Origin of the sequence: Fretibacterium fastidiosum (assembly GCF_964642095.1) — a bacterium.
GTDB lineage: Bacteria > Synergistota > Synergistia > Synergistales > Aminobacteriaceae > Fretibacterium > Fretibacterium fastidiosum.
Genome location: NZ_OZ209244.1, coordinates 2,126,810 through 2,145,562, shown reverse-complemented (window position 1 = coordinate 2,145,562; position 18,753 = coordinate 2,126,810). Strand labels below are relative to the sequence as shown.

Annotated in this window: 28 protein-coding genes, 2 tRNA genes and 2 pseudogenes; 15 read left to right on the top strand and 17 right to left on the bottom strand. The window is 57.5% G+C overall.

What is annotated here, in order from left to right; translation table 11 throughout:
• Nucleotides 1–3: 3 nt before the first annotated feature.
• On the top strand, nt 4–1,275 hold the full coding sequence (locus tag ACK28C_RS09710) for a hypothetical protein (protein WP_409152100.1): 1,272 nt from the start codon (nt 4–6) through the stop codon (nt 1,273–1,275).
• 125 nt (nt 1,276–1,400) lie between these two features.
• Here ACK28C_RS09710 and ACK28C_RS09705 read toward each other — a convergent pair whose 3' ends face one another.
• The 12 genes from ACK28C_RS09705 to ACK28C_RS09650 form a co-directional block, all read right to left on the bottom strand.
• Nucleotides 1,401–1,643 (bottom strand): hypothetical protein, encoded by a 243-nt coding sequence (locus ACK28C_RS09705; protein WP_409152099.1) that lies wholly within the window; start codon nt 1,641–1,643, stop codon nt 1,401–1,403.
• A 1-nt stretch (nt 1,644) separates the two neighbouring features.
• Nucleotides 1,645–1,773 carry a hypothetical protein gene (locus ACK28C_RS09700; protein ID WP_015557066.1) on the bottom strand — a complete coding sequence of 43 codons (129 nt, stop codon included), beginning with the start codon at nt 1,771–1,773 and terminating at the stop codon, nt 1,645–1,647.
• Nucleotides 1,774–1,913: 140 nt separating this feature from the next.
• Nucleotides 1,914–2,680 (bottom strand): IS5 family transposase gene (locus ACK28C_RS09695; RefSeq protein WP_409152652.1). Its coding sequence is split into 2 segments (ribosomal slippage): nt 1,914–2,356 and nt 2,356–2,680, totalling 768 coding nucleotides; the frame shifts between segments, so codons are not numbered across the junction.
• Nucleotides 2,681–3,059: 379 nt separating this feature from the next.
• Nucleotides 3,060–4,658, bottom strand: a complete 1,599-nt coding sequence (locus tag ACK28C_RS09690; RefSeq protein WP_409152098.1) for a VapE domain-containing protein — start codon at nt 4,656–4,658, stop codon at nt 3,060–3,062.
• A gap of 106 nt (nt 4,659–4,764) precedes the next feature.
• Nucleotides 4,765–5,367: a hypothetical protein gene (locus tag ACK28C_RS09685; RefSeq protein WP_409152097.1), complete on the bottom strand. Its 603-nt coding sequence runs from the start codon at nt 5,365–5,367 to the stop codon at nt 4,765–4,767.
• On the bottom strand, nt 5,345–5,761 hold the full coding sequence (locus ACK28C_RS09680) for a helix-turn-helix domain-containing protein (protein ID WP_015557067.1): 417 nt from the start codon (nt 5,759–5,761) through the stop codon (nt 5,345–5,347). The genes ACK28C_RS09685 and ACK28C_RS09680 overlap by 23 nt, the downstream gene beginning before the upstream one ends.
• The gene (locus tag ACK28C_RS09675) at nt 5,730–6,101 is read right to left on the bottom strand and encodes a DUF4406 domain-containing protein (protein ID WP_015557068.1); all 372 of its coding nucleotides are present in this window, start codon (nt 6,099–6,101) and stop codon (nt 5,730–5,732) included. The genes ACK28C_RS09680 and ACK28C_RS09675 overlap by 32 nt, the downstream gene beginning before the upstream one ends.
• A 10-nt stretch (nt 6,102–6,111) precedes the next feature.
• Nucleotides 6,112–6,243: a hypothetical protein gene (locus tag ACK28C_RS09670; protein WP_015557069.1), complete on the bottom strand. Its 132-nt coding sequence runs from the start codon at nt 6,241–6,243 to the stop codon at nt 6,112–6,114.
• A 48-nt stretch (nt 6,244–6,291) separates the two neighbouring features.
• Nucleotides 6,292–6,444, bottom strand: coding sequence for a hypothetical protein (locus ACK28C_RS09665; protein WP_015557070.1), 153 nt, complete (start codon nt 6,442–6,444; stop codon nt 6,292–6,294).
• The gene (locus tag ACK28C_RS09660; protein ID WP_015557071.1) at nt 6,441–6,731 is read right to left on the bottom strand and encodes an AlpA family transcriptional regulator; all 291 of its coding nucleotides are present in this window, start codon (nt 6,729–6,731) and stop codon (nt 6,441–6,443) included. Before ACK28C_RS09660 ends, ACK28C_RS09665 begins: the two co-directional genes overlap by 4 nt.
• Nucleotides 6,716–6,841, bottom strand: a complete 126-nt coding sequence (locus tag ACK28C_RS09655; protein ID WP_015557072.1) for a hypothetical protein — start codon at nt 6,839–6,841, stop codon at nt 6,716–6,718. The genes ACK28C_RS09660 and ACK28C_RS09655 overlap by 16 nt, the downstream gene beginning before the upstream one ends.
• Nucleotides 6,838–6,981, bottom strand: coding sequence for a hypothetical protein (locus ACK28C_RS09650; RefSeq protein ID WP_015557073.1), 144 nt, complete (start codon nt 6,979–6,981; stop codon nt 6,838–6,840). The genes ACK28C_RS09655 and ACK28C_RS09650 overlap by 4 nt, the downstream gene beginning before the upstream one ends.
• A 108-nt stretch (nt 6,982–7,089) precedes the next feature.
• On the opposite strand from ACK28C_RS09650, the gene ACK28C_RS09645 reads away from it, so the two are divergent.
• The 3 genes from ACK28C_RS09645 to ACK28C_RS09635 all read left to right on the top strand — a co-directional run bounded on the left by ACK28C_RS09645 (nt 7,090) and on the right by ACK28C_RS09635 (nt 7,909).
• On the top strand, nt 7,090–7,263 hold the full coding sequence (locus ACK28C_RS09645) for a toxin-antitoxin system HicB family antitoxin (protein WP_409152096.1): 174 nt from the start codon (nt 7,090–7,092) through the stop codon (nt 7,261–7,263).
• Nucleotides 7,264–7,412: 149 nt separating this feature from the next.
• The gene (locus ACK28C_RS09640) at nt 7,413–7,649 is read left to right on the top strand and encodes a hypothetical protein (RefSeq protein ID WP_208873814.1); all 237 of its coding nucleotides are present in this window, start codon (nt 7,413–7,415) and stop codon (nt 7,647–7,649) included.
• Nucleotides 7,646–7,909 carry a type II toxin-antitoxin system RelE/ParE family toxin gene (locus ACK28C_RS09635; protein WP_015557075.1) on the top strand — a complete coding sequence of 88 codons (264 nt, stop codon included), beginning with the start codon at nt 7,646–7,648 and terminating at the stop codon, nt 7,907–7,909. Before ACK28C_RS09640 ends, ACK28C_RS09635 begins: the two co-directional genes overlap by 4 nt.
• 129 nt (nt 7,910–8,038) lie before the next feature.
• Here the strand turns inward: ACK28C_RS09635 and ACK28C_RS09630 are convergent, their stop codons facing one another.
• Nucleotides 8,039–8,284, bottom strand: coding sequence for a hypothetical protein (locus ACK28C_RS09630; RefSeq protein ID WP_409152662.1), 246 nt, complete (start codon nt 8,282–8,284; stop codon nt 8,039–8,041).
• A 66-nt stretch (nt 8,285–8,350) separates the two neighbouring features.
• A pseudogene (locus ACK28C_RS09625) lies at nt 8,351–8,524 on the bottom strand (helix-turn-helix transcriptional regulator); the annotation flags it as partial.
• Nucleotides 8,525–8,672: 148 nt separating this feature from the next.
• On the opposite strand from ACK28C_RS09625, the gene ACK28C_RS09620 reads away from it, so the two are divergent.
• The 8 genes and pseudogenes from ACK28C_RS09620 (at nt 8,673) to ACK28C_RS09585 (ending at nt 13,464) form a co-directional block, all read left to right on the top strand.
• The gene (locus ACK28C_RS09620) at nt 8,673–9,140 is read left to right on the top strand and encodes a helix-turn-helix domain-containing protein (RefSeq protein ID WP_015557076.1); all 468 of its coding nucleotides are present in this window, start codon (nt 8,673–8,675) and stop codon (nt 9,138–9,140) included.
• A 58-nt stretch (nt 9,141–9,198) separates the two neighbouring features.
• Entirely contained in the window at nt 9,199–9,363 is a 165-nt protein-coding gene (locus ACK28C_RS09615; RefSeq protein ID WP_409152095.1) for a hypothetical protein, read from the top strand.
• Nucleotides 9,364–9,369: 6 nt separating this feature from the next.
• Nucleotides 9,370–9,634 (top strand): annotated as a pseudogene (locus ACK28C_RS09610) (Txe/YoeB family addiction module toxin).
• 135 nt (nt 9,635–9,769) lie between these two features.
• Nucleotides 9,770–11,461, top strand: a complete 1,692-nt coding sequence (locus ACK28C_RS09605; RefSeq protein ID WP_409152094.1) for a DUF262 domain-containing protein — start codon at nt 9,770–9,772, stop codon at nt 11,459–11,461.
• A gap of 117 nt (nt 11,462–11,578) precedes the next feature.
• Nucleotides 11,579–11,791: a hypothetical protein gene (locus ACK28C_RS09600; protein ID WP_015557078.1), complete on the top strand. Its 213-nt coding sequence runs from the start codon at nt 11,579–11,581 to the stop codon at nt 11,789–11,791.
• On the top strand, nt 11,791–11,985 hold the full coding sequence (locus ACK28C_RS09595) for a type II toxin-antitoxin system RelE/ParE family toxin (protein ID WP_208873819.1): 195 nt from the start codon (nt 11,791–11,793) through the stop codon (nt 11,983–11,985). Before ACK28C_RS09600 ends, ACK28C_RS09595 begins: the two co-directional genes overlap by 1 nt.
• A 232-nt stretch (nt 11,986–12,217) precedes the next feature.
• Complete coding sequence (locus ACK28C_RS09590) at nt 12,218–12,637, top strand: Panacea domain-containing protein (RefSeq protein ID WP_015557079.1); 420 nt, start codon at nt 12,218–12,220, stop codon at nt 12,635–12,637.
• Nucleotides 12,638–12,639: 2 nt separating this feature from the next.
• On the top strand, nt 12,640–13,464 hold the full coding sequence (locus tag ACK28C_RS09585) for a hypothetical protein (RefSeq protein WP_208873820.1): 825 nt from the start codon (nt 12,640–12,642) through the stop codon (nt 13,462–13,464).
• Nucleotides 13,465–13,517: 53 nt separating this feature from the next.
• On the opposite strand, the gene ACK28C_RS09580 is transcribed toward ACK28C_RS09585, so the two are convergent.
• The 3 genes from ACK28C_RS09580 to ACK28C_RS09570 all read right to left on the bottom strand — a co-directional run bounded on the left by ACK28C_RS09580 (nt 13,518) and on the right by ACK28C_RS09570 (nt 15,098).
• Nucleotides 13,518–14,693, bottom strand: coding sequence for a phage integrase central domain-containing protein (locus tag ACK28C_RS09580; RefSeq protein ID WP_208873821.1), 1,176 nt, complete (start codon nt 14,691–14,693; stop codon nt 13,518–13,520).
• Nucleotides 14,694–14,893: 200 nt separating this feature from the next.
• A tRNA-Arg gene (locus tag ACK28C_RS09575) sits at nt 14,894–14,970 on the bottom strand.
• A 34-nt stretch (nt 14,971–15,004) separates the two neighbouring features.
• A tRNA-Ser gene (locus ACK28C_RS09570) sits at nt 15,005–15,098 on the bottom strand.
• Between the two features lie 200 nt (nt 15,099–15,298).
• Between ACK28C_RS09570 and ACK28C_RS09565 the strand changes: the two genes are divergently transcribed.
• The 3 genes from ACK28C_RS09565 to ACK28C_RS09555 all read left to right on the top strand — a co-directional run bounded on the left by ACK28C_RS09565 (nt 15,299) and on the right by ACK28C_RS09555 (nt 18,715).
• Nucleotides 15,299–16,327 carry an asparaginase gene (locus tag ACK28C_RS09565; RefSeq protein WP_208873822.1) on the top strand — a complete coding sequence of 343 codons (1,029 nt, stop codon included), beginning with the start codon at nt 15,299–15,301 and terminating at the stop codon, nt 16,325–16,327.
• Nucleotides 16,328–16,388: 61 nt separating this feature from the next.
• Nucleotides 16,389–17,471: a selenide, water dikinase SelD gene (gene selD / locus ACK28C_RS09560; protein WP_208873823.1), complete on the top strand. Its 1,083-nt coding sequence runs from the start codon at nt 16,389–16,391 to the stop codon at nt 17,469–17,471.
• Between the two features lie 131 nt (nt 17,472–17,602).
• On the top strand, nt 17,603–18,715 hold the full coding sequence (locus ACK28C_RS09555; RefSeq protein WP_409152093.1) for an Rpn family recombination-promoting nuclease/putative transposase: 1,113 nt from the start codon (nt 17,603–17,605) through the stop codon (nt 18,713–18,715).
• Nucleotides 18,716–18,753 lie beyond the last annotated feature (38 nt).

Here is an 18,753-nt window from a genome sequence, read left to right as displayed (position 1 = left end):
GCCGTGGAACACCTGAAGTTTTTGAAGGAGCAGGCGGGGCTGAAGAAACTCCCCCTGCCGTTTCCATCTCCAACGTCGGCCCGGGACTACGCCAGCTGTTTTCATAACGAATCGGAGGACCGGGAGCGGGGTCATGGCCGTTCCTTTGTCCCGGCATCGAATGAGGCGCTGAGGGGGTTTGAGGAGGTGCACCGCCATCTTCTGAGGTGCGCGTTCGAGGCGTCTGCGCAGGAGGAGTTGACGCTGGACCAGGACGCGACGTTCATCGAGACGGAGACGAGCGGGGCGTTGTACAACTACCAGGGGAAACGGAGTTATGAGGCGTTGAACGTGTACTGTCCGGAGTACGACCTGCCTGTGGCGACGGAATACCGGGACGGGAATGTGAAGCCTGGGCACGGACAGCTGGAGCAGCTGCAGGGGGTACTGGCGCATCTTCCTGCGGGAGTGAGGAAGGTGAGGTACCGTTCGGACAGTGCGGGTTACCAGACGCGTCTTTTGCGCTATCTGGCGGAGGGTCAGGATGCGCGTTTCGGGGTGATCGAGTTTGCGATCTCGTGTCCTGTATACAGGGATTTCAGGGAGGCGGTGGAGGCAGTTTGTGAGAAGGATTGGCGCCCTTTGGGCAACGGCCAGGAATGGGCGGAGGTCGTCTATGCGCCACAGTCTTTGAGTCTCGACAAGAACGGTCCGACGTACCGTTTTCTTGCCATTCGCGAGGCATTCGAGTTGGAGGGATCGGGAAAGAAGCTTCGACTGTCTCAGGAGCTGCAGGACTCACGGCAGCTGTTCATACCAGAGCTGATCGACGACCTGGAGTCTGAGAACGCCAGGGTGAAGAAGCTGCATCTGACGGAGCTTGGCGGCCACGTATACAAGGTGTTTGGTATCGTGACGAACCTGTTGGATTGGGAGGGAGGAGCGGTAATCCGGTGGTATCGTGAGCGGTGCGGCAAGTCAGAGGAAGTGCACCGCATCCTGAAGGAGGACCTGGCCGGCGGGCACGTCATCTCGCACCGATTTGGGTCGAACGCGTTCTGGTGGAATGTGTCGGTGCTGTCTCTGTCGCTGCACAGTTTGTTAAAGCGTCTGCTTCTGCCTGAAGCGTTGAGGAGTTACCGTCCCAGGACGCTGCGATTTTTGTTTTACACGAGCATAGGGCGTATGGTGCGCCATGCGCGCCGCATGGTGCTGCAGGTGAAAGGGGGAGTTGTGGGGAGTTGGTTTCTGGGAGCGTACCGGAAGCTCAAGAAATTGGCTATCTCGCTGGAATGAGCGGGAGAACGCCGGGCCAATAGCCGAGAGGGGGTGTGGGTGCGAGCTCACGCTGACGGGGTTATTGTGAGAACGGGAAGATATTTCCGTATTTAAAGGCAGCGGAGGGGTGAACAGCCCATTTTTTAAAACTTTTCCTCTGCCTGGCCCTTTACTTTGCCCGCGCTTTGCGTTCCCGTGGATTTGGGGCGTTCCAGGCGTGTTGACACCGCGTCTGAGGGGTAATCCGCCCCCGAGGCTCCACCATACGTCTGCCCACTGGCGGACGACATCGCGTCCATGGTCTTTAACTCAGAGCGCAGCACGTCCAGCCTCGCCACGTTTTCGAGGTAGTCATAGAGACATCGCTCCGCGAATTCAAAACGCACCTCATCGCCTCCCCTCATCGGCAGGCGCCGCCTCCGGGGCGGCGTGCCCCCAGTCGTCGAACATCCGCAGCTGTTCCGCCTTGGGCTCCGGCTTCTTCGGCTTCGGGCGAAAGCCCTGACACTCCCGCATCCTGTAATACGCCCGCCACGGTTTTCCTGCTAAGCAATAATACGTATTTTTATCTTTTTGGCGCGGACAGTACCTGCAGAGCGAGCAAAGATAGATTCCCCGTTCTCTCATGAACTCAAATTCTTCGTGACTAGGTCGTGCTAACGCAAGAGCAAGAAGTCGACAACAAAAGCAAAAAGCAGGAAGCCCAGGAAAATGACATCCAACTTATCGTACCGCGTAGCAATGCGACGAAACCTTTTGACCCTGCAGAAAAGACGTTCGACCTCGTTTCGTCTCTTGTAAAGCTCCACATCGTACGGCCAGGGTTTCTTCGCGTTGCTCTTGGGCGGAACGACCGGCTCCAACCCACATTCTTCCGCAAGACGACGTGTCGCCACTCCACAATAGGCCTTATCCATCAACAACTTGCATCCCGGCGTCAGCAACGCCTTCAGCCGCTCTATCAACTTGCGGCCTTCTGGACCGTCATGAGCATTGCCGGGCGAGAGATGAAACATCAACGGACAAGCGGGACCCGCGGCAACCAGATGAATCTTGGTGGTCCATCCTCCACGGGACTTGCCGATAGATTGAGGACCCCCTTTTTTAAAGCTCCCGTCCCATCAGGATGAACTTTGACGCAGGAACTGTCTAAACACACCGCTTCAAGCCTCATGCGGAGAAGACGCTCGTGCTGCAGGCGTTCAAAAACCTTATCCAGAACACCGGACTTGTACCATCGGCTCATGCGCACGTAGATTGTATGCCAGTTTCCAAACTTTTCCGGGAGCCTCCTCCATTTGCACCCATTTTCCATGACATACAGAATGGCATTGAGCACTCTAAGGTTGTCGTAAGCGACATTACCTCGGTGAACAGGGAAACAATCCGCTATACGCTCGTATTGCACCTGGCTGATCTCCATCATACAACTATTTTGACATACCTTCACCCTTTTGACAATGTTTTTGAGTGAACACGCTCTAATCGGCTGCATTGTGCCGGACACTCCTTTTCGAGGGGCAGACAATCTCTTTTTGTCCGCCTCTTTGTCCGCCATCCTAACCAGCCTGCGGCAATGCTTTATCTAACATGGCGGACAGAGCGGACTAAAGTCTGACAAAAAATCTTTAAAAAAAAGATAAAAAATATCAAAACGCGCGCGCGTGAGAAGAAATTTCCGGTTTTTTGTGTCCTTTGTCCGCTGATTGGGTATAAGACATTCATTGGCAAGGTTTTACGTGGCGGACAAACAGGCGGACAAAGGGCGGACAGACTTGTCTTTGTCCGCCGCTCTTCGTCCTCTAAGGGCTGTAGCCGTTCCTGTGTGGCATCCAGTAGCACCGGTCCCGAGCCTTCCCGCGCCGCTCGGGCTCCCGCCCGGTCAGCTTCCGCAGCACCTCCCCCGCGCGCCGCACCTGCATCTTCGTCGGGTTCTGCATCCCGCAGGACTTCAGGATGCTCGTCGCGTTCATCCAGTCTCCAAGCCCCATGGAAAGGTCCTGTTCGTACTCGTCCCAGTTCCAGCCGGAGGCTATTGCGTCCTCGATCTCGTCCCCGGCCTCGAAGTACCGGTTCAGGTCGTCCAGGTCCCGCTCCTCGTCCTTCGTCAGCCACCAGGGCTCCCCGGTCCGGTACAGGGAGAGCGCCTGCGCCCAGAGCTGCTGGAGGTCGATCCCGTGCTTGTAGTTTATGCTCCGGCAGGGCAGGCACCACCACCGGCTGTTCCCCGTCGTGTCCACCAGGAACTCCGCCTGGTTCACCGAGGCGCAGAACACCGTCCGCCGCGGGAAGTCTGAGAACTTCCGCGCCCAGGGCAAGCGGACGACGTCGACGGGCGAGGTGATGTAGCTCTTGAGTTTGTTGATGTCCGCCTTTTTGAAGGTCGCCTCCAGCTCCCCCAGCTCGATGATCCAGTGGCTGATGACCCGCTTCAGGCTGTCCTTGTCCTCCGGGTCCAGCGCCACCCCGTCCAGAAACCACCCGGAGGAAGAGGGAACCAGGGACGCAAACCAGCTTGTCTTCCCGATCGCCTGGGCCCCTTGCAGCACGAGGACACCTCGAGTCTTGAAGGCATCGGCGACGCACGCGGCCACGGCCGAGATGAGCCACCGGGTCATGAGCAGGCGCTTCATCCGGTCCGGGAACCACTCCGCCAGCGTCAGGGTCTCCGTCAGCGCCCCGATGCGGTCCTTCCCATCCCATGCGCGCAGACGAATCCAATTCATCACGGGGTTCTTTCGGTTCTCGTCCGCTATGGCCACCAGATAGGCGTCCAGGTTCGCCGTCGGGAACCCATACCGCTCGCACAGGGAGACGACCAGCGCAAAGATGGAGTTCGCCCGGTTGTCCTTCCCGAACTTGCCCCCTTCCATCGTCTCGGGCAGGGAGTAGCAGACGTCCTTTTTTATCTCGTCGTACCAGACCCCGATCTTCTCATGCCGCAAAAGGACCTGCAGGTTCTCCAGCGTCCCCATCGGGGCCCCGTTCTTCCTCTCGTGGACCCAGCGTGGCCAGGCGTAGTGCTGTTCCAGCTCGGGGACCCTCCGGTTCTCCTCCAGCCGCAGGAAGATTTCCTCCGCCGTCCGCTCGATGCCGTGCAGGGCCGCGTAGTCGTTCCAGTCGCTCCCGCTCTCGTCCGCCTCGAAGACCGGCGACGTGAACGGGATCCCGAACCGCTCCGCAAGCTCGAACGCCGCCGCCAGGCCGGGGTTCCCCGGCGTCCTGTGGTCGTTGTCGGCCGCAAGGACCAGCCGCCCCGGATACCGGGGCCTCAGCAGCTCCGCCACCTTCGGCAAATTCCCGCAGTCCCAGGCCACGACCACCGTCCGCCCCGTCGCCTCGTGCACCGTGGCTCCGGTGGCGAACCCCTCGCACAGAAATACCTCCCGATCTCCCCCCAAGTAGGGCGCCGCCGAACCAAAGTCATGTGTCGAATCAGGGCTCTGCCCTGGCTCTCCACTCTTTTGCCCCCCCTGCAAGGGGGGGTGCCCCGAAGGGGCGGGGGGGTTATCCCTCCCCCCCCATCACGAAGAACCCGCCCGCCTTCGGCGCCCCCGGATGGAAGCGCTTCTCGCCGTCCGGGGCGATCGTCTGGATGTTCATCAGGGCCCCTGAGGCGTTCCGGATCGGCAGTACCAGGAGCTTCCCCAACTGGCGCGCCCCATGCGCTCCAGAGAGCCCTTTCTTTTTGAGGTACGGATGTTCCGGCCTCGGCTCCGTGGCCGCCTCCCATTTCCGTGCCGCCTCCGCGCTCGCCTTCGCCCGCTCCAGCTCCTTCTGCCGTGCGGCCGCGGCGCGCTGCGCCTCCATGCGCTTCACGTACTCGCGTTTTTCCTCGTCGCTCCAGGGCGAATCCCCGGGCTGGTAGTACGTCCACACGGCGTACTCCACGCCATGCTTTGCGCTCCAACTCTTCGCCCAGCCGGCGGGCCGTTCGTCGCAATAGATGCAGTATTCGCCGTTTCGTGTCGTGCCACGGTCCCCGACGACCCTGTAGCGGTGCTTCTGCCCGTCCAGGGTAAGGCGCTCTCCCTCGGCCGGCGGGATTCCCAGGTCGCAGAGCCAGCGAACAAAGGAGTCCTCGATCTCAAACCCTGTCGGCCTGTTCAACGCTTTGCCTCCTTCGCTTTATCTCCCGGATGGTCACTCCGACGAATTGTGCGTCCGTGAACGCCGTCAGCCATCCGCCGCCCGGACCTCTGAACAGATGATGCTTCCCCTCCTTGCGGAGGTACCGCAGCGGCTGATCCTCCACCAGGTATGCTCTGCCGGGCTCGAACTTCCGCTCCGGTCTGGAGTGCCACATCGTGGACGCCCTCTGCTTCATGTCAAGGTCCGTCAGGACCGCCAGAATGCGCTCCTGCGTTTCCAGCGCCTCCCCGCCCCCGTAGACCCCGCGCTCCAGTTCGGAAATGTAGCTGGGCGACATCCCGCACTCTTTCCCCAGCTCCTTCAGCGTCAGGCCCAGATGGTTACGACGTCTCCTCAGATTCGCCCGCCCCATACGGTCTCACGTCCTCCGCCCTGTCCTTGAAGACAACAGGCTTCTCCATCGCCCGTGCGTGCGCCACCTCCATGCGGCACCCCTCCGAGCGCTCCCAGTCCCCGAAGGCCCACAGCTCGTCGGCGACGTCCAGCAGCGCGAGACACTGCCGCATCACCCAGTCCTGCGGTCCCAGCGGGGACACGAAGTCAAAAGCATGGATGGGCGAGAGGATCAGCACGTCCGGATGCTCCTCGGCCACATGCCGGCAGATCTCCGTAACGCGCGAAACGTTCCGCTCCATTTCCGCGATGTCCAGCCGCTCTCCGCGCAACGGATGCGCGATGTAGACTCTACGCATCGTTTCCCCCTTATTCTTTGTCATAGTCCACTTCAGCGCCGTCCAGGAACGCGGCGTAGACGACGAGATGACGTCCGTCGATATCCTGCATCATTTCGTCCCCGGCCAGGACGCGCATCCTGCCCTCTTCGATGTCCTGCATGCTCTGCCCTCGTTTGCTATAATGAGCGGCAGGGGGCCGTCACCCCCGTCACTGCTCTGGTTTTTCTTTTTCGGGGCCGTCCGCGAGGGCGGCCTTCTCTGCAAAAATTTCCCGGATCTCCGCCCATGCCGCCCAGACGACAAAACACCACGCCAGCCCCATGAATACCTGCTGCAGGATGTACGGCCACGTCCACTTCATGCCGGCTCCTCCCTCTTCTTCACAAGGCTCAAGATATCCCCGCGTGCCCACCGACGCTCCTTCGGCCCTATGCGAACCCCCTCCGGGATCGTCTTGTTCTTGAGCCACTCGTAGAAGGCGCTCGGCTTGATCTTCAGGAACGCCTGCACCTCTTTGGCGGTCATCAGGTCTTCCGGGCTCGCGGCGGGCTCCGGCACGCGCAGGGCGGGGAGCATCTTTTCACAAACCCGGTCCGCTATTGCGTTGATATCCTTCGGACTCAGCCGCACGGTCAACTCACCCTCCATGTAGAAACACCTCCTAACTCCCGAACCATCTCCGGCGAAACCCCGAAGAACATCCCAAACTGCTGCCTGTTCCTCCGCATCGCCTTGCGGAGAGCCCGCACCATGCTCATGCTTTTGCCTCCTCCCTTACCCGCTCCGCCAGCTCAACCACCGTCCGGTTGATGCTCTGCCTCCGCTCGTGCGCCCGCTCCCGTATCCACTCGTACAACTCCACCGGCCAGCGCGTTTGACTGATCCTCACACCTTCCATGCCATCCTCCCCTCTCCCGCATACTGTCATTAATTCTTTGATACTGAATATGCCACCCCAATATCGTTATAGTGCCAATAACGCTATGATTGATTGGAGTGATTGGACGTGTCTCAGTTAACTTTGCGTCTCCCGGATGACGTCCACACCAAAGCCCGCGTCTTGGCAGCCTTCAGGAACATCTCAAAGAACGACCTCATCACCGAGGCGGTTCAGGACTTAGTAGCTCGCTGGGAACAGAAACACGGCATCCTTCCATTGCCTCCAAGAGAAACTGATTGAGGGCCTCGTTCAAAGAGATGTTCCGGTCGGCAGCCAAAAAACGCAGTTTGCGGTGCGTTTCAAAGGGGAGCCTCGCCGTAAACTGCACTGTCTCTTTCCCCCTCACATTCCCCACGCCCCTTTTGTTATAATCTCCCTGAAAGGAGAGGATGATCATGACCCTTGCCCAAGTTGCTGAACGGGAAGCCCTGTACCGCCTTATAGACCAACTCCCGGACAGGCAAACGCCCTTGGTCGTGGATTTTGTCCGTCGCCTACTGGATGTTGACGATGAACCGTTGACCCCTGACGAACTCCGGCAGCTTGAAACCTCCAACGCCCAGATCGACGCGAACGAGTTCTGTACCTTGGAAGAGGCTGAGCGCCGACTGATGGCCTTACCATGAGCTGCTGGCAGCTCATCATCTCCAAAGAGGCCCTGAAGGCCCTTGAATCGATTCCCAAAAAGCAGAGGGATCGTCTATGGAGTTCTATCAAGCGCCTTACAGGCGGCCCCTACGATTCGGGGCTTGATGTCAAACCCTTAAAAGCCCGACCGGAGTGGCATCTTCGCGTCGGAGGCTGGCGGGTCATTTTCCGCGTAGAGCAGGACAGGCTCGTCATCGTCGTGGTTGCCGTGGCTCCCAGAGGAGATGCCTATAAGTGAGCCTCCCTGGGGGCTCTTTTGTTGCCTTCAAAACCTGCTATTCACTTGTCAAATTGCTGGGGAGGCTGCCCTCACGCCCCCGCCTCCTTCCCCCCTGCACTTCGGCGGCGGTGAAATACTCGTCCCGCATCATCTCCGGGGCCGCAGGTCGAACCGGACCGGTCCCTTCGGCTCGGAGATCGCCTCAATGCCCAGCTGTCCCAGCTCGCGCCGCATGGCGATCATCTTCAGAATCTGTGGTTTCGCCTTGTCCCAAAGCCCGTCCAGCTCAGCCTCGTCCGCCGGGTCGCCCACCAGGTTCAAGCCGATCTTCTCCATCCCAACCTGCACCAAGAACAGGTTCGGAGCGCTTGCCGACATATCCACCGTATTCATCTCCCAATCCTCCTCCCTTCGGAAAACAACCTCGATCCGCCACTCCTTCGACTGGGGGCCGTACAGCAGCTCATCAACAGAAACACCCAATAACTCTGCAATTTGCTTCCCCAAATCCACAGAAGGGTAAGCTCTCCCAGCTTCCCACCGCCACACAGAGTTTTCGTCTACGCCGAGTTTTCCAGCCAGCTTTTTCTGAGATAGACCTGCTTTTTCTCTTATGGCCTTTAGAAATTTCAAGAAGCCTCCCTCCTTTCTTTATCTGCATTATACCTTCATATATGCAGATGTCAAGAGGGTAGGCTGCATTTATGCAGTCAATATCCTTTATATTTGTCTATTGTATTAGTCCCTGCACTCTTGTAGACTTTTTGTTAGGGTGAAGGTTATGAAAATATCTGACAGGGTAAAAACGTTAAGGGACCTAAGGGGATTATCACAAGGTGACCTCGCCCAAATAATCGGGGTCGATGTCAATACCATTTGGCGGTGGGAAAATGGGCGATCTTCTCCTGCGCGCTCAATTCAAAAACTAGCCCAGGCCCTCGACACCACAACGGCCTATCTCCTCGGCGAGACGGACAACCCTAAACGTTACACGAGCAGATTATTGGAATTGGTAGGGACCGATGGGAATGAGTCTTCTCTTGTAACATCAGAACATAGCACCCTCGGAGACTCCGAGGCGGTAGCTCGTCTTATCTATGAGCGGCCTGATGGTGAACGCCTAGAGCTTCCCGCAACCCCTGAGGGCTATGCGTTGTTTGAAAAATTGGTTGTGGCCATGATGACCGACAGCTTGAAGAAAGAGTTCTCCGACTCGCCTCACTCCGGTGGAGCTGAGCAGTCCGCATAATACGAGGGGAAGCGCGTTAAGGTAAATTTTATAAGATTTTATGAGGAGGGTGATAGATGTGATGACCGTTCAGGCGTCCATAAGGGAAGACTTGAACCGGCGTATCGAGGAACTCTCGCACGACGCTTTTTATAACGAGCACAATCAGAAGCTGCTTCTGGAAGCAATCAACGATATGAAGGCGGGGAAGGGAGTTACTCATGAGCTTATAAACTGCGAATGACGAAAGATGAAAAAGCCATGGGACGAAAGAGCCTGGGAAGATTATCTCTATATGGCTCGAGCAGGACAAGAAAACCCTCCGCCGCATCAATAAGCTGATTACGGACATTGAACGCAACGGTTATGACGGCATCGGGAACCCGGAGCCTTTGATCGGAAATTACTCCGGGTATTGGAGCCGCCGTATTGACGAGAAGAACCGTCTGGTTTATCGCGTCTTGAACGATACGATCGAGATTGTGCAGTGCCGCACTCATTATGGGGATAAGTAGACAGCATCGCTCCGCCAGCATTGCACGGGACAAACCGGGGAAGGTTCTGCTGCGGCTTCCAAAGGCGGAACGTGTGACGGGAGGCGGAACGTGTGACGGGACTGTGGTGAGTTAGAGCAGGGAAGGGTGGCAATCATGGCGCTTGTTCAGGATACGATAGAGAACGTTTTGAAAAACATTAACCAGGACAATAACGGGGGAATTTTTCTCCCTCACATTCAGCGGGATTTTGTCTGGGAGAAGGAACGCATCTACCGCTTGCTGGATTCCTTTATGCGGCGTTACCCTATCGGGACCATCCTTGCATGGGAGACAAAAGAGAAAATTAGCTATCGCCCTTTTATTGAGGACTACCATAAGGCTTATGACTTCGATGAGGATATACGCAATAGCGAGGATGGCGTGAGCCGACGTTACATCCTCGATGGACAACAACGCCTCCAAAGCCTTTATATCGCTCGTTACGGCTCTTATGACAAGGACGTGCTTTTCTTTGACCTTGCCAGCGACCCTGACGGAGAATTTGGGTACGTCTTTGAATTCAAGCCGGAGAGGCCTCAAAAGGGAACGTGGCTCAACGTCAAGAAGTTCTTGAATACCCCCTATAGAATGGCAAGCTCTATCCCTACAGCACTTATGAAGGAAGGACTAATCCCCCCGCACTTTAATGAAGAGGCAAAAGCTCGCATGGGACAGAACGCCATGCAGCTTTATAGCGTATTCAAAACCTTTGCCAATATCCCCTTGCAAACCTTGAGCATTGATGACGGGATAGGGCTGGATGATATCGCCGAGGTCTTTGTCCGCACCAATTCCGAGGGGGTCGTGCTGGAGAAAGTTGACCTGTTGATGGCCTTGATCAGAGGGCAATGGGCAGACGCAAGAGGGGAGTTCAACCGTCTTAATGAAACTGTCCTCGCAATGGGGTATAAAAAAACCAAGGACTTTATTTTGCGTGCCTGCCTTGCCATGCTGAGTGGAGAGCCTGGCGGAGGGAAAAACGATGCAAAGCAATTTGCTGATTCTAAAATCCAGGAAGCCCTAAGGACGAGCTTTAAAGAGATTGGGGCTGCCATTTGTGATGTTCTGCGTTTTATCGCCGATTTCAGCTTCATCCGCAGCAAAAACGTGCCGTCATTCAATCCGGTCCTCATTCTGATTTGCTATCGGTACGCACATCCAGGCGAATGGGGCAACGTCAAAGCTAAAGCAAGAACATTCCTTTTTGGAGCCTTTCTATCGAAAGCATTCAAGAAACCCAGCCAGGCTTTTATGCGAGTGCTTATTGGCTATGCCATGCAAAATCCCGCTTTTGATATCAGGGAAATTGAAAGGCTTTGTCGGGAGAACGGCAAGGAGCTTTCGGTAAGTATTGATGATATCTTGGATATCAGCATGAGAGACTCCTTGGCGGACCTTGTGCTCCATTTGTTTTATATGGGGGAAGCTGGCTATAATCCAGACAAGATGACGGCCAAAGACCATATTTTTCCTGACAGCAGGTTGAAAAGAATCCGGGAGAACGGTAGATTGAAATACCTCCAGGATGCCCGCGACCGCATTTTGAACTGCGAGCTTTTGGACCCACAAGATAATTTGACAAAGGGAGATTCGCTTCCCAAAGATTACTTTGCACAATGCAATGATGATTATTTGAGATTGCACGGCATTCCTTCCCCCAGAGAGGGAGAACCCAACATTTGGGAGATGAAGTCTTACGATCAGTTCCTGAAAGAACGTCGCGCCATTTGGACAGTGCGCCTGTCACAGAATTTACAGGGCTTATTAACCCAAGCTGGAGGAAGGGGCACACAGAGGACTGTGTAGAACGCCAGCTCGCTTGATCTCTGAGCCGCTCTAGCCACGCCATAATCCCGCCTTGGGAAGAATAATGAGCCCCATGCCCAAGCGCCCAGGTGGCGCCGAGAGAAAGGAGATGCCAGAATGCCGCTTTCATTGACGCAGATCCAAAGGGCTGCTGTCCGGATGCTGGAGGAGTTATCGGAGGACTCCCTGGCGAGTGCAGTGGACTATATCGCCTTTCTGCGTTCGATTGAGGAGCGTGAGGACGAAGAGGACATCGCCTGTTACCTTGAGCGCAGGGAGGAAACGACGATCCCTTTGGCGGAGGTCAGAGAAAAATTGGGGCTGTCCTGATGCCTCAATTCTCTGTCGTATTCAAAAAGAGTGCCGAAAAGGAGCTTTTGGACCTCGAAAGCTCCTTGCAGTCTCGAATATTGGAGGCTCTTTCGCTCTTGGAGCACAACCCCCGCCCTGAGGGAGCGCGGAAATTACAGGGCCCCTATGATCTCTGGCGAATCCGGGTTGGACGTTATCGCGTGCTTTTATGAGATACAGGATAACGTTTTGACCGTCTTTGTCGTTCGAGTATCGCACCGCAAAGACGCTTATCGAAGACCCCTCCCAAGCTGATGACGCCCAAGCGCCTCGCTCTCTCGGCGGCGGGGGCAGTACACGACCTACTGGATACCACCTCTCCTGTGGATAAGCCTCTTGTCTTTTTTGAATTTCTCAGATAAAATTTATATGTAAGTTGTATCTAAAAGAAGGGAGGCCTGCATTATGATTGCTCTTGATCTTGCAAAATACATAGTTACTAAGTGCGTTAAAGATAGCTGTGCAATAAGCAATCTGCAGCTCCAGAAGATTCTATACTTCATCCAGAAAGACTTTTTGTGCCGCGGTGAATTTGCTTTCCTTGATGCCATTGAGGCGTGGCCTTTTGGCCCCGTCGTCCCTGCTGTGTACTATCATTTTTGCATTTTTGGCTCTATGTCCATCACAACGGCTTACGAGGGCATTACCATTGAAGCAAAGGATAGGGCACGCATTGACCCTATTGTGGAAGCAAAGCGGGTTCTCCCGCCCTGGGATCTGGTAGAAGATACGCATCGTAAGAATGGGGCCTGGGATCAAATTTATCAGGATGGGGCAGGGAATCGTAAGGTCATTCCCCCTGACCTCATAAAGGTGGCTGGATAACATTGAACATCGCGGAGGAAGAACAGCAGAGGGAGGAGTTTCGCAATATCCTTCGTGCGTTGGCATCAACTCGGATATCGCTTAAGAAGAAGGACGAGTTTTCAAAGATGTGTCGCAGACTGGAGGGCTTGTACCAAACGCAGAATACCAACCCACCCTTTCGACACTTCTATTCTGATATCTTCAGCGTATTGGCAGAGATAAAACAGGGAGATACTCCTGGTGTCATAGATATTCTTGGGGAAAACTTGTCGGAGCTAAGGAAAAGATACAAACCTTTAAATACCAATAGTTTGGGTGAGATCATCGATATCGGTGACAATCTCAAGAAGTTGCATGATCACGTGAGCTTGGATATCGCACGCTTTTCATACATTGATGCACTGAATATAAACACTTTCGGCGGAGAAATCCTCGCTGACGTTCAAGCAGCAAAAATCGAAACAAATCAGTTGAGAGACAGCGTCAAAGAAACACAGGCCCAACAAAAAGACACGGCAAGGAAGCTGGAGAACCAACAGGAGGAATACATAGCTATCCTGGGAATCTTTGCGGCTATTGTTATTGCGTTTTCTACGGGTAGCGGGTACCTGTCCGGTGCTATCGCCAATATAGCAGAAACCTCGTTGTCGCGTCTTGCGTCCATCATTATTCTCTGCGGCTTAACACTGATGAATACGCTTTTTCTCCTGATGTACTTCGTTGGGCGTCTCATCAATAAGCCCTTAAGCATCGTTTGGTGGCAATATCTTTTTACAAATGCTTTGTTGATTATCCTCTTGTTCTGCGCTTACTTTTCGCCATGGCTTCTTCACTGCCCGCACTAACTCGCGACACAGGGACAAAAGGGGCACTGAGGCGAGATAAGAATATCTACGCCTTATCCCAACCCCTCCAGCCAATCTGCCCAGGCCTGCATCACCTCGCGCCGCTCAGCCAGATACTCCGCATGGTTGTAAGCGGCGCGAACTTTGTTCGCGTCCAGGTGCGCCAGCTGACGCTCGATCACGTCCGGTGCCCAGCCCATCTCGTTCAGCCGCGTGCTGGCCATCCCCCGGAACCCGTGTGCCGTCATCTCGGTGGCGTCAAACCCCATCCGCCGCAGAGCGTACAGCACCGTGTTCTCGCTCATGGGGACGGTCCCCTTCGCAGACCGCAGGCTGGGGAAGACGTAGACGCCGCGCCCGGTCAGTCCGCGCAGGTCCGACAGCAGCCGCACCACCTGCCTCGCCAGGGGCACGATATGGGGCCTGCGCATCTTCATCTTCTCGGCGGGGATCCGCCACTCAGCCACCTCCAGATCGATCTCCGTCCATTCCGCCTTGCGGACCTCCCCCGGACGGGCGAAGGTGTAGGCGGAGAACCAGAGAGCCGCCCGCACCACAGGCGTCCCATCGAAGTCGTTCATGGCCCGCACCAGCTGGACGATCTTGCTGGGGTCGATCAGGGCCGCCCGATGCTCCACCTTGTAGGGCTGCAAGGCTCCGCGCAGATCGGCGGTAGGGTCGCGCTCCGCTCTCCCGGTGGCGACGGCGTACCGAAAGATTCGGCTGCAATAACTGGAGACCTGATGGGCCGAATAGACCTTATCCTGATCTTCGATATCCCGAAAGACGCGCAGCAGATCGGGGGCCGTTATCTCGCGGATATCTCGCTCTCCGAGAACCGGAAAGATTAAACGCTCCAATCGGCTTAATACGTCGCGGGCATACTTCGGCGTACAGACCCCCCGGATTTGCTTGTCCAGCCACTCCCGCGCCATGTGCCCGAAGGTCGATTCAGAAGGGCTCTTCCTGCCCCTCATCGCCTCAGCAGGGTTAACCCCCTCGGCTCGTGATTTGTGAAGCGTGTCGCGCCGTTCTCGCGCCTCCCTGAGGGTGACGGAGGGGTAGGTCCCCAAAGATACCTTCTTCTCCTTCCCCTCAACCCAATACCGCAACCGCCAGTACTTCCCGCCGCCTGGGACAATAAGCAGCCAGAGCCCCCGGTCGTCCCGCAGCATGTAGGGCTTGTCCTTCGGCTTTGCCGCCTTGATGGCGGTCTCCGTGAGCGCCAATCCAGCCACCTCCTGTCTTCAGCACGACCGTACCACAGAAGCGTTTTTCCCGGTCCTATCGAGAGGAGTGGTACGGGAATAGGTACGGTTATGCGTCGGATAGAGACAATATTAACCGGATTGTGGCGGGCTGTCAAAACGTAAAAACCCCGCTTTTGAGCGGGGTTTTAAACGTAACCGGACTATGCCGGATTGTTGACTGGCGCGGCAGGCAGGATTCGAACCCACGACCTAAGGCTCCGTAGGCCTTCGCTCTATCCAGCTGAGCTACTGCCGCGTACAACTCTCACCCGATAAATCGGGTAAAATCCTGGCGGTGAGTGAGAGATTCGAACTCTCGATAGAGGTTTTAGCCCCTATACTCGCTTAGCAGGCGAGTGCCTTCAGCCTCTCGGCCAACTCACCAACAAACGAAGGACATTATACTCCGCTCCCAAAAACTTTGTCAATGAAAAAATCAAAAATCGTTTCAAAATCTCCTGCGCGCGTACTTTTGCGCTGAAAAAAAATGAGCCGTTCCATTACACTTCTCATCGCAGGGCGACGACGAGGGCACCGACCCCGCGAAGATACCTTGCAAGATGATGATATTCTGGAGGCTCACCATGAAGTTCACGCTTTTCACGACCGGCGGCACCATCGCCTCAGCCCCCTCGGAGGACGGCCTGCGGCCGAAGCTCTCGGGAAGAGAGCTCGTCAACCTCTGCCCGGCACTTGAGGGCTTTGAGCACGACATCAGGGTCGTTGACCTGATGTCGAAGGACAGCTCCAACATGCAGCCGGATGACTGGTTCGCCATGGTTCAACACATTCGTCAAAGCGCGTCGGACTGCGACGCCGTCATCCTGCTGCACGGCACGGACACGATGGCATGGACCGCATCGGCCCTCTCCTACCTGCTGCCGGACGTGCCCATTCCCGTCGTCCTCACCGGCTCCATGCTGGCTCCAGAAGCCCGGGACAGCGACGCGGCGGACAACCTCTACACCGCCGTGCAGATGTCCATGCAGTTGGCCCTGTATCGGAGGCAGGGCGTGGCCGTCGTTTTCGACGACGTCCTCATCCACGGCCCCCGTGCCGCCAAGGCGGACAGCCGCCGCAGGCACGCCTTCGTCAGCGTGGACTATCCCCTGCTGGGAGAGATGAGGGACCGCGGCCAGTACAAGATCCCATGGCTTAGCTCGAAGAGGCCGAAGCTCTCCCCTTCCCGGCCATGGGGGGGCTCCCCTCTCCCCGCCCTTGAGCGCAACGTCGCGATCCTGCCCATCTTTCCGGGGATGCCCGTCCGCCTTCTGGACGCCATCCTGGACGCCAGACCCGCTGCCCTCGTTCTCGAGGGCTTCGGTCTGGGAGGCGTCCCCTTCACCGGCGAAAACCTCCTGCCCTCCATCGACCGCGGCATCCGAGCCGGCGTTCCCATCGTCGTGCGCACCCAGGCGTTGTTCGGCGGCACGGATCTTGGGGTTTACGAGGTGGGAGAGAAGGTCATGGACCTGGGAGCCATCGGTGCCCGCGACATGACGCGGGAAGCCCTCGTCGTCAAGCTGATGTTGCTGTTGCCCCTCGCCGCCGGCCCCCGCGAGCTGGAGCGCCTGCTGGGCCAGAACCTCTGTGACGACGTGGAGGGCGAATGACCGAGTGAGGAGCAGGCGTCGGCGTCCATTTTCGAGGAATTGAGAGGCGGAGGGGTTTACAATGAGCGACAACGTGAACGGCGGAGCGGGAGGGCAGGCCCACAAGAAGCGGCTGACGGAGATGTCCCACTGCAGCGGGTGAGCGGCAAAGATAGGTCCGGCGGACCTGGCTCAAGTTTTGGCGGACATCCCGCAGGTGGAGAGCGACCGCGTCCTGGCCTCCTGGGGAGGCGGAGAGGACGCCGCGCTCTGGATTCTGGACGAACGGCGGCTTGGGGTCCTGACGGTGGACTTCATCACCCCCATCGTTGACGACCCCTACACCTGGGGGCAGATCGCCGCAGCAAACTCCATCAGCGACGTCTTCGCCATGGGAGGACGTCCCATCGTGGCGTTGAACGTGGTGGGTTTTCCAACAAAAGTTCTCGAATTGGACGTGCTGAAGCGCATCCTGGAGGGAGGCTTCGACCGGACACGAGCCGCCGGGGCCTTCCTCGTTGGCGGACACAGCGTTCAGGATGATGAACCGAAGTACGGCCTTGTGGTCTACGGCGAAGTGGAGCGCGATCGAATGTGGCGCACCGTCGGCGGCCGGCCCGGCGACAGGCTGGTCCTGACGAAGCCCGTGGGCACAGGAATCGCTGCGACGGCCATCAAGGCGGACATGATCGAAAGGCAGGAGACGATCAATGAGGCCGTTCACTGGATGAGGACCCTCAACGCCCTGCCCCTCCACATGCCGGATAGTCTGCATCAGGCCGTCCACGCCTGCACGGACGTGACCGGCTTCGGCCTGGCCGGGCACGTTTTGGACATGCTGAGCGACGGCACGGTGGACTGTTGCCTGTCCCTTGAGGACCTGCCGGTCATCACAGGGGTCAGGGAGCTGGCGGACATGGGGCTGGTGCCCGAGGGAGCGTACCGCAACCGGGCCGCCTACGAACCCCAGGTTGACCTCTCCGGGGATTTTGACCGCTCCGCCGTCGACATGCTCTACGACGCCCAGACTTCAGGAGGGCTGTTGCTGGCCGTGTCCCCGGACCGGACAGAGGAGCTGTCCGCCCTGGCCCGCCGGCACGGCTTTGAACGCACGGCCGTCATCGGCTCCCTGGAGGCCGGGACGGGGCGGTTGCGCGTGGAGTAGGACACCGAAGAAAACGCGCCTCCGTCGGGAGGCAAGAGCGGACTGAAGAAAGCGGGTCGAGGACGACGGTTTGTGACCCGTTGTTGCTATAATAAAGCCAACGAATACGTTGCCTGCTGGGGGTGATGAACATGGATGATGACAAGGGAGAGAAGTCGAGGGGCGTTCCGGTGATGACGACGCACGAACGGCAGGAGATGCTGAACCTCCAGGAGCAGGGGGAGCTGCCGGAGAACATCGACCGCTCCACCGACCTGTACTTCCGCTTCCTGCTGGGGACGCCGGCGCGGGGCCGGCTGCTTCGCGATATGTTGAACGCCTTCTTCGGCGCCCTGGGTTATCCCCTGTTGCAGACGGTGACCCTCACGGACACCGAGCGCGAGCCCGAGGCGCTGGGGGCGAAGTACACGCGCCTCGACCTGACGGCGCTGGACGACCTGGGCCGCACCCTCCACATCGAGATGCAGCGGGAGAACTACACCCACTTTCAAAAGCGCTGCCTCTTCTACCTGTGCCGGAACTACACGAGGTCGCTCAAGAGGGGCGAGGGGTACGCGAGCCTGTCCCCGATCGTCTCCATCTCGCTGTTGGGATTCGACCTTTTTGAGGGAGAGCGTGGGCTGTGGGACTTTGCGCTGATGAACCCCGGGACGGGCCGTCGTCTGATGGAGGCGGACGACCTTCTTCTGTTCTACGTGGAGCTGAACAAGGCGACGCGCCCCCTTCGGGAGCTGCGGGCGAAGCTGAAGGCGAGGCCGGGGCACGTTCTGAGCCCCGAGGAGCGCGCGCAGGTATGGGGAGGCTACATCAACAACGAGAGCGAGGGATTGGCCCTGCTGCGCGAGAGCTTGTCGGGGGATACCGTTTTTTCGGAGGTGAGCGAGGTGGAGCAGGAGTACTGGAGTTCTCCGGAAAACCGCTACTATCAGCTGCGGGAGATGATGACGCAGCTGGATTACAAGGCGATTCGGGAGGACCGGTTGGCGGAGGCGACGAGGGCGGTCCGTGAGAAGGCCTGGGCCGAGGGCAGAGCTGAGGGCGTAGCTAAAGGTGAGGCTAAAGGCTGGGCTAAAGGTATAGCCGAAGGTGAGGCCAAGGGTGAAGCTAAGGGCGAGGCTAAAGGCAAACTGCTTGGCAGACAGGAGACGGCGCGCGCCATGCTGCGGGAGGGGATGTCTCCGGCTTCCGTCGCGCGCTTCACCCGTCTTTCCCTCGACGAGGTCGAGGCCCTGAAGGGGAGCTAAACGGAAGAGGCCCTCCGGCACCCCCGTTCCATCAATTC

Bases quoted from the DNA above. Each gene is read 5' to 3' on its own strand.
- ACK28C_RS09630 (WP_409152662.1), bottom strand. From the start codon at position 8,284: ATGAATACGGTGGATATGTCGGCAAGCGCTCCGAACCTGTTCTTGGTG.
- ACK28C_RS09670 (WP_015557069.1), bottom strand. From the start codon at position 6,243: ATGCAGGACATCGAAGAGGGCAGGATGCGCGTCCTGGCCGGGGACGAA.
- ACK28C_RS09635 (WP_015557075.1), top strand. From the start codon at position 7,646: ATGAGCTGCTGGCAGCTCATCATCTCCAAAGAGGCCCTGAAGGCCCTT.
- ACK28C_RS09675 (WP_015557068.1), bottom strand. From the start codon at position 6,101: ATGCGTAGAGTCTACATCGCGCATCCGTTGCGCGGAGAGCGGCTGGAC.
- ACK28C_RS09680 (WP_015557067.1), bottom strand. From the start codon at position 5,761: ATGGGGCGGGCGAATCTGAGGAGACGTCGTAACCATCTGGGCCTGACG.
- ACK28C_RS09605 (WP_409152094.1), top strand. From the start codon at position 9,770: ATGGCGCTTGTTCAGGATACGATAGAGAACGTTTTGAAAAACATTAAC.
- ACK28C_RS09620 (WP_015557076.1), top strand. From the start codon at position 8,673: ATGAAAATATCTGACAGGGTAAAAACGTTAAGGGACCTAAGGGGATTA.
- ACK28C_RS09650 (WP_015557073.1), bottom strand. From the start codon at position 6,981: ATGGAAGGTGTGAGGATCAGTCAAACGCGCTGGCCGGTGGAGTTGTAC.
- ACK28C_RS09660 (WP_015557071.1), bottom strand. From the start codon at position 6,731: ATGGAGGGTGAGTTGACCGTGCGGCTGAGTCCGAAGGATATCAACGCA.
- ACK28C_RS09700 (WP_015557066.1), bottom strand. From the start codon at position 1,773: ATGCGGGAGTGTCAGGGCTTTCGCCCGAAGCCGAAGAAGCCGGAGCCC.
- ACK28C_RS09640 (WP_208873814.1), top strand. From the start codon at position 7,413: ATGATCATGACCCTTGCCCAAGTTGCTGAACGGGAAGCCCTGTACCGC.
- ACK28C_RS09655 (WP_015557072.1), bottom strand. From the start codon at position 6,841: ATGAGCATGGTGCGGGCTCTCCGCAAGGCGATGCGGAGGAACAGGCAG.
- ACK28C_RS09590 (WP_015557079.1), top strand. From the start codon at position 12,218: ATGATTGCTCTTGATCTTGCAAAATACATAGTTACTAAGTGCGTTAAA.
- ACK28C_RS09565 (WP_208873822.1), top strand. From the start codon at position 15,299: ATGAAGTTCACGCTTTTCACGACCGGCGGCACCATCGCCTCAGCCCCC.
- ACK28C_RS09555 (WP_409152093.1), top strand. From the start codon at position 17,603: ATGGATGATGACAAGGGAGAGAAGTCGAGGGGCGTTCCGGTGATGACG.
- ACK28C_RS09600 (WP_015557078.1), top strand. From the start codon at position 11,579: ATGCCGCTTTCATTGACGCAGATCCAAAGGGCTGCTGTCCGGATGCTG.
- ACK28C_RS09665 (WP_015557070.1), bottom strand. From the start codon at position 6,444: ATGAAGTGGACGTGGCCGTACATCCTGCAGCAGGTATTCATGGGGCTG.
- ACK28C_RS09595 (WP_208873819.1), top strand. From the start codon at position 11,791: ATGCCTCAATTCTCTGTCGTATTCAAAAAGAGTGCCGAAAAGGAGCTT.